Below are 7,331 nucleotides of genomic sequence, written 5' to 3' on the forward strand. Positions count from 1 at the left end.
AGCTCAGCGACGAACAGGTTCTGCTCCGCGACACCACCCGCGCGATGCTGGCCGGCTATGACACCGAGACCCGCAACACGGCGGTCGCTGCCGACCCGGGCTTCGACCGCGGCGTGTGGAAGCAGCTGGCCGACACCGGGATTCTCGGATTGGGATTCGAGCCGGACTTCGGTGGCCAGGTGGAGATCATGCTGGCCCTCACCGAGATCGGCCGCCGGCTGGCACCCGAACCGGTGCTGGACGCGGCGCTCGGGCCCGGTGCGCTGGTTGCCGAGGCCGGCACCGACGCGCAGCGCGGCCTGCTCGACGACGTGGCCGCCGGCCGCACCATGCTGGCGCTGGCGCACGTCGAGCCGGGGATGCGCGCCGCCACCACCGACGTCTCGACGTCGGCGGTGCGCCAAGGCGGCTCGTGGGTGCTGACCGGCCGGAAGAACCCGGTGCCGGCCGGCGGCGCGGCCGACACGCTGGTGGTCAGCGCCGCGCTGCCCGACGGCGGAACGGGCCTGTTCCTGGTCGACCCCGCCGCCGACGCGGTCAGCCGGAAGCCGTACCGGACCTTCGACGGCCTGCGGGCCGCGGAGGTCGACCTCGCCAACGCGCCCGGTGAGCCGCTGGGCGACGCCACCGATGCGTCGGCGGCGATCGGCAACGCCGTCGTCCGCATCCAGTCGGCGCTCTGCGCCGAGGCGGTCGGCGCGATGGAGGAAGCGATGCGGCTCACCACCGAATACCTCAAGACGCGCAAGCAGTTCGGTGTCACCCTGAACACCTTCCAGACCCTGACCCAGCGGGCCGCCGACATGTACGTGTCGCTGGAGCTGGCGCGCAGCATGAGCATGTACGCGGCGATGTCGATCGCCGACGGCAACCTCGACCCGGTGATCGCGGCGCGGGCCAAACTGCAGATCGGCCGCTCCGGTCGGCACATCGCCCAGGAAGCCATCCAGCTGCACGGCGGCATCGGGATGACCTGGGAGTATCCGGTCGGCCACTACGCGGCGCGGCTCACCGCGATCGAACAGACGCTCGGGTCCTCGCAGGACCAACTGCACGTGCTGATCGGCCACCTCGGCGACCACGACCTGGCCCGGCTGTAGCGTCCCGCGACGGACGCAGCGGGTTCAGAAGAAGAAGCCCAGCTGCGCCGGGACGTCGCTGACGAACGCCGCCCCGAGACGGCGCACCAGGCCGGGATCGCCGCAGCGCCGCCGGCCGGCCCGGGCCAGCGCCGACGCCCGGTGCGTGCCCAGGTACAGGCTGCCCAGCACGTCGAGGTCCAGCTCGGCGTCGGCGGTCGAGTCGGTCGGCGCGCAGCTCGCCCGCCCGTCCCGGATCTCCAGCGCGAACCGGCCGCCGTCATCGCGGAACCGGTCGGACACCTGCACCACCACGTCAAGATCGGCCGCGTATCTACGGCCCTGCAGGGCGGCCGGGACGTCCATCATCCGCAGCCAGAGATGGTCCTTGCGGGCCGTGGTGCGGGCCAGCCGGGTGTCGGTCAGCAGGTACGGCAGCGGGTCTTCCGGGTAGGTGCCGACGACGACGGTCTGGATCAGGTCCAGGCCCAGCAGCGCCCGCCACAGCGCGACGTGCGCCGCGGCTGTCACCGCCCGCAGCTCTTCGACCCGCGCCGTCTTCGGCGCCTGGCCGTGCACCCGGTAGAGGGCGTAGCCGTCGGGGTGCAGCAGCGCGAACCACGCCGTGCCGCCGTCGCGCTCGTCCGGGCGGTCGGCGAGCAGGTCGTCCCAGAGCGGTCGCGGGCGCACCAACCCGCCGGGGGTCCGCTCGCACCATCGGGCGTAGATCGCGGCGAAGTCGTCGCCGTGCTCGGCCGGCCGCACCGGCCGGACGCCGCCCGGGTCCGGCGCGTCGGCGTGCAGCACCGCAAACCGGCGGTCGATGGTCAGCTCGTGGTCGATGGTGGCCGGGCCGTAGCCGAACCGCCCGTAGATGCCGCCCTCACTGGCGGTCAGCGCGGCCAGCGGATAACCGGACTCGGCGATCCGCCGGTGCAGCTCGTCGTAGATGGCGCGCAGCACCCCGCGCCGCCGGTGGGTGGGTGCGACCACCACCCCGCTGATCCCCGCCGTCGGCAGCACCGCCCCGCCGGGCACCGTCAGCCGCAGGTCCAGGTAGAACGCGACGCCGATCACCGCGGTGCCGTCGCAGGCCACCACCACGGCGTCGGCGGGGACCAGGCGCTGGACGGCGGCGATCTCGTCCGGGTGCATGAACGTTCCGAACCCGGTGTTCTCCAGCAGGATCATCGCCGGCCAGTCGTCGTCGGTGGCGCTTCGGACGTCGACGGCGGTCACGGCGATCAACGGTGCCACACCCGGCCGCCGGCCGCAGCCCAATATGGTCCCGAATTATGGTGATGCCAGCGACGTCTGCAGAGGAGCATCCATGACCACCGCACCCACCGGCCGCCCACTGCGGGTGATCCAGTGGACGACCGGCAATATCGGCCGCCGGTCGCTGCACGCCATCATCGGCCGGCCGGACCTGGAGCTGGTCGGGGTGTACGCGCACGGCGCGGGCAAGGTCGGCGTCGACGCCGCGGAGCTGTGCGGCTGGCCGCAGCCGACCGGGGTGCGGGCCACCACCGACGTCGACGCGCTGATCGCCCTGGCGCCCGACGCCTGCTGCTACAACCCGCTCTGGCCCGACGTCGACGATCTGGTGCGGCTGCTGGCGGCCGGCGTCAACGTCTGCACCAGCGCCGCCTGGATCACCGGCGACAAGCAGACCCCCGTCGACCGGGAGCGCATCGAAGCGGCCTGCCGGGCCGGGAATGCCACCATCTTCGGCAGCGGCGCGCATCCGGGGATGACCAACACCGTCGGGATGGTGCTCTCCGGCGCCTGTCAGCGGGTCGACGAGATCCGGATCACCGAATCGGTCGACTGCTCGACCTACGAGTCGGCGGAGACCATCCGGGCGATGGGATTCGCCCAGGATCCGGAGACCCCCGGCCTGGCCGAGAGCGTGCGCCGGGAGAGCGAGGTGTTCGCCGAGTCGGCGGCGATGATGGCCGGCGCGATCGGCGCCCGGTTGGACGCGGTCACCTTCGACGTGCAGTTCACCGCCGCGACCGCCGACTCCGACCTGGGTTTCATGACGATCCCGGCCGGCACCGTGGCCGGTGTCTTCGGCTACCACCGCGGCTGGGCGGGTCAGCGCAACGTGGTCAGCGTCGGCTTCAACTGGATCATGGGGTCGCACGTCACCCCGCCCAAGCCGGTGGCGCACGGCCACGTCATCCAGGTGTTCGGGCTGCCCAACATGCGCACCGTCATCCACTGTCTGCCGCCGAAGGACTGGGCCGAGCCGGGTTTCGCGGGGCTGGGCTCGATCTACACCGCGATGCCGGTGACCAACGCGGTGCCGGCGGTGGTCGCGGCCGAACCCGGCATCGTCACCTGCGCCGACCTGCCGCCGATCACCGGCCGGGTGGCGACGGCGTAGCCGGCCGCCGGACGCGCTCGGGGGGAACCTGTACGCGCCCCGTGGCCATCCTCTAGGATTCTTAGCCAAGCAAATGTTCTGGCGGTTCAGGGGCGTGCGGTGAAGAGAATTCCGGTGGGCCAGGGGCTCAAACGACACTGGATTCCGCTGGTCTTCGTGGTGGTCATGGCCATTTCGAGTGTGGTCGTGATGCGATTGCACAAGCAGTTCGCCTCGAAGGATCTCAACGCCAATGCGGCCGGTGGAATCGAGATCGTCCAGTTCAACCCGAAGTACATCGGTTACGAGGCGTTCGGTCCACCGGGTACCACCGCCGACATCAACTACTGGGACGCCGAAGCCAACGTCCACCAACTCAACGACGTCCCACTGCCGTGGTCCTACACCGTCGTCACGGTGCTGCCGGCGGTGATGGGAAACATGATCGTGCAGGGCAACGGCCACGAAATCGGCTGCCGCATCAAGATCGATGACCGGGTTCTCGACGAACGACGTGCCATCGGGGGCAACGCCCAGACCTGGTGTCTGGTGAAGTCCGGGTGAGCAACCACGCCACGATGCCCGCGAAGAAGAAGCGACCGCTGTTCGCGCACGCGCTGCGCATCTTCGCGCTGCCAATCCTGATCGGCTGGCTGCTGCTCACCGTCGCGGTGAACGTCTTCGTGCCCCAGTTGGAGGTCATCTCCGAGGAGCACTCGGCACCGCTGGCGCCGATGGATGCGCCCTCGATGATCGCGAGCATGAAGGTCGGCCACAACTTCCGCGAGTACAACTCCAACAGCACGGTGATGATGGTGGTGGTCGGCGACGAGCCGCTCGGCGACGCGGCGCACCACTACTACGACGAGATCGTCAAGAAGCTGGACGCCGACAGGGATCACGTCGAACACATCCAGGATTTCTGGAGTGACCGGCTGACCGCCGCCGGCGTGCAGAGCCCGGACGCCAAGGCCGCCTACGTGATGCTCAACCTGGTCGGCAACCAGGGCATGACCGAGGCGAACGACTCGGTCATGGCGGTTCGGAAGGCGATCGACGATACCCCGGCGCCGCCCGGCGTGCAGGCCTATGTCGCCGGGCCGGCGGCGCTCACCGCCGACCTGCGGGCGATCGGTGACGCCAGCCTGGTGAAGATCACGCTGTTCACCCTCGGGGCGATCGCCTTCATGCTGATGGTCGTCTTCCGGTCGATCACCACCATGCTGGTGCAGTTCTTCCTCACCGTGCTGGAGCTGATCTGCGCGCGCGGCGTCGTCGCATTCCTCGGTTATCACAATGTGATGGGCCTGACCACGTTCGCCGTCAACATCATGGTGATGCTGGCGATCGCCGCCGGCACCGACTACGGGATCTTCCTGATCGGCCGATACCGAGAGGCGCTGATCGCCGGCGAAGACCGGGTGGAGGCGTACTACACCACCGTTCGCAGTGTCACCCCGGTCGTGCTGGGGTCCGGGCTGACCATCGCCGGGGCGTCGGCGGTGCTCTACTTCACCCGGCTGCCCTACTTCCACACCATGGGCATCCCGGTCTCGGTGGGGATGATCGTCGTGGTGGCCGCCGCTCTCACCCTCGGCCCGGCGGTGGTGGTGATCGCCAGCCGTTTCGGCCTGCTGGCGCCGAAGAACCCCAAGCGGGGCACGTTCTGGCGGAAGGCGGGCATATCCGTGGTCCGCTGGCCGGCCCCGATCGCGGTCGCCAGCGGCGCGGTCGTGCTGGTCGGCCTGGTCGCGCTGCCCAGCTTCCGGCCCGGCTACGACGACCGCAACTACCTGCCCAAGGACACCCCGGTCAATGTCGGCTACGCGGCAGCGGAGAAACATTTCCCGTCGGCCCGGATGGCTCCGGACATCACCATGGTCGAATCCGACCACGACATGCGGACCCCGGCGGACATGCTGGTGCTGGACCGGGTCGCCAAGAACATCATGCGGGTGGTCGGCATCGCGATGATCCAGGACATCACCCGGCCGCTGGGGATTCCGCTGCAGCACAGCTCGATCCCGTTCCAGCTCAGCGTCGCCAACCAGCTGATGATCCAGAACATGAAGACGCTGAAGGACCGGGTCAAGGACATCGAGACGATCTCGCAGCAGCTCGACCGGGACATCACCCTGCTGAACCAGATGTACGAGCGGCTGAATCAGGTCGTCGCCACCACCGACGACCTAGCCGACGTCACCCGCGACACCGTCGACGTCGCCGACGACCTGCGCGACCACATCGCCGACTCGCTGGACTTCTTCCGGCCGCTGCAGAGCTACTTCTACTGGGAAGCGCACTGCTTCGACATCCCGATCTGCTGGGCGCTCCGCTCCACCTTCGAGTCCGCGGAGACCACGGACAAGCTCGCCGAGCAACTCACCCTGCTCTCCCACGACACCACCCGGCTGTCCGAGCTGCTGCCCACGGTGGTCGAGCTGCTACCGGCGGTGGTCGACACCATGCAGATCATGCGCGCGCTGGTGGTGACCGTGCACAGCACGTTCGCCTCGTTCGTCGACCAGCTGGAGGACCTGAGCGACACCCAGATCATGATGGGCCAGAGCTTCGACGACTCCAAGAACGACGACTTCTTCTACCTGCCTCCAGAAGCGTTCGACAACAAGGACTTCCAGACCGGGCTGCGGCTGTTCATGTCACCGGACGGCAAGTCGGCCCGCTTCTTCGTCACCCACGCCACCTACCCGGCGTCCACCGAGGGGATCGCCCGGGTCGAACCGGAGCGCATCGCGGCGCAGGAGGCGCTCAAACAGTCCTCGCTGTCGGGCGCCCGGGTGTACGTCGGCGGCATGGCCGCCCTCTACGAGGACATGCGCGACGGCGCCACGTACGACCTGATGATCGCGGTGGTGGCCTCGCTGACGCTGATCTTCTTGATCATGATGATGATCACCCGGTCCCTGGTGGCCGCGGCGGTGATTCTCGGGACCGCCTCCAGTTCGATTGCCGCGTCGTTCGGCATCTCGGTGCTGATCTGGCAGGACATCTTCGGTCAGCACATCTACTGGGTGGTAATGGTGCTGGCGGTGATCGTCTTGTTGGCGGTCGGGTCGGACTACAACCTGCTGCTGGTGTCCCGGTTCGAAGAGGAGATCCACGCCGGCCTGAAAACCGGGTACATCCGGGCGATGGCCGGCAGCGGCGGGGTGGTGACCTCGGCCGGGATGGTGTTCGCCGCCACCATGGCGATCATGTACTTCAGCGATCTGAAGGCGATCGGCCAGTACGGCACCACTGTCGCCATCGGCCTGCTGCTGGACACCTTCGTGGTGCGGGCGTTCCTGATGCCGTCGATCGCCACCCTGCTGGGCCGCTGGTTCTGGTGGCCGCAGGTGGTCCGGCCGACCGGCCCGAACCTGCACGTCCGCGGGATCGCGGCGCACACCCCGCACGACGACACCGAGAAGACCGACGTCCTGACGATCCCGAAGCCGTGAGGTAACGGCGTCAGCACTTACGCCGGATCCGCCTCCGGCTCGATGTCCACGGCGACCGCGACCGCCCCGGCACCGACGTGCAGCGCCAGCAGCGGTCCCAGGTCGGTGATGATCGCCGGCGCGCAGGCCGGCAGCCGCTCGGCCAGCTCGGCGGCGACGTCGGCGGCAGCGCCCGGGTTGCCGGCGTGCTGCACCGCAAGTGCCGCGGTCCGGTCACCGACGTCCTGGCAGACCCGGTCGATCATCGTCGTCACCGCTCGGCCGGTCGTGCGGACCCGCTGCGCCAGCACCAGTCTCCCGTCGTCGATGCGCAGCACCGGTTTGAGTGACAGCGCCGTTCCCAGCCAGGCCGCAGCACCGCTGATCCGGCCGCTGCGGCGCAGATTGTCCAGCCGGCGTACCGCGATGTACGCCCGCCCG

The 7,331-nt window shown here is 69.3% G+C and carries 6 protein-coding genes; 4 read left to right on the plus strand and 2 right to left on the minus strand.

What is annotated here, in order from left to right; all coding sequences use genetic code 11:
* Positions 1 to 1,100: acyl-CoA dehydrogenase family protein (locus AC2VNT_RS08865; RefSeq protein ID WP_486946503.1), on the plus strand; the 1,100-nt coding region annotated here is incomplete at its 5' end.
* A gap of 24 nt (positions 1,101 to 1,124) precedes the next feature.
* Here the strand turns inward: AC2VNT_RS08865 and AC2VNT_RS08870 are convergent.
* Positions 1,125 to 2,324 (minus strand): enhanced intracellular survival protein Eis, encoded by a 1,200-nt coding sequence (locus AC2VNT_RS08870; RefSeq protein WP_486946507.1) that lies wholly within the window; start codon positions 2,322 to 2,324, stop codon positions 1,125 to 1,127.
* A gap of 85 nt (positions 2,325 to 2,409) precedes the next feature.
* Here AC2VNT_RS08870 and AC2VNT_RS08875 point away from each other — a divergent pair, with 85 nt between their 5' ends.
* The 3 genes from AC2VNT_RS08875 (at position 2,410) to AC2VNT_RS08885 (ending at position 6,911) form a co-directional block, all read left to right on the plus strand.
* The gene (locus tag AC2VNT_RS08875; protein ID WP_486946504.1) at positions 2,410 to 3,471 is read left to right on the plus strand and encodes an NAD(P)H-dependent amine dehydrogenase family protein; all 1,062 of its coding nucleotides are present in this window, start codon (positions 2,410 to 2,412) and stop codon (positions 3,469 to 3,471) included.
* A gap of 99 nt (positions 3,472 to 3,570) precedes the next feature.
* Positions 3,571 to 4,014, plus strand: a complete 444-nt coding sequence (locus AC2VNT_RS08880; protein ID WP_486946505.1) for an MmpS family transport accessory protein — start codon at positions 3,571 to 3,573, stop codon at positions 4,012 to 4,014.
* Positions 4,015 to 4,028: 14 nt separating this feature from the next.
* Positions 4,029 to 6,911: an MMPL/RND family transporter gene (locus AC2VNT_RS08885; protein ID WP_486946508.1), complete on the plus strand. Its 2,883-nt coding sequence runs from the start codon at positions 4,029 to 4,031 to the stop codon at positions 6,909 to 6,911.
* A 17-nt stretch (positions 6,912 to 6,928) separates the two neighbouring features.
* Here AC2VNT_RS08885 and AC2VNT_RS08890 read toward each other — a convergent pair.
* Positions 6,929 to 7,331, minus strand: a 403-nt coding sequence (locus AC2VNT_RS08890) for a DegV family protein (protein WP_486946506.1), incomplete at its 5' end; no start/stop codon positions are given.

This window comes from Mycobacterium sp. TH-M15, assembly GCF_057473705.1.

Coding starts and splice junctions, on each gene's coding strand:
- AC2VNT_RS08875 (WP_486946504.1), top strand. CDS start 2,410: ATGACCACCGCACCCACCGGCCGCCCACTGCGGGTGATCCAGTGGACG.
- AC2VNT_RS08885 (WP_486946508.1), top strand. CDS start 4,029: ATGCCCGCGAAGAAGAAGCGACCGCTGTTCGCGCACGCGCTGCGCATC.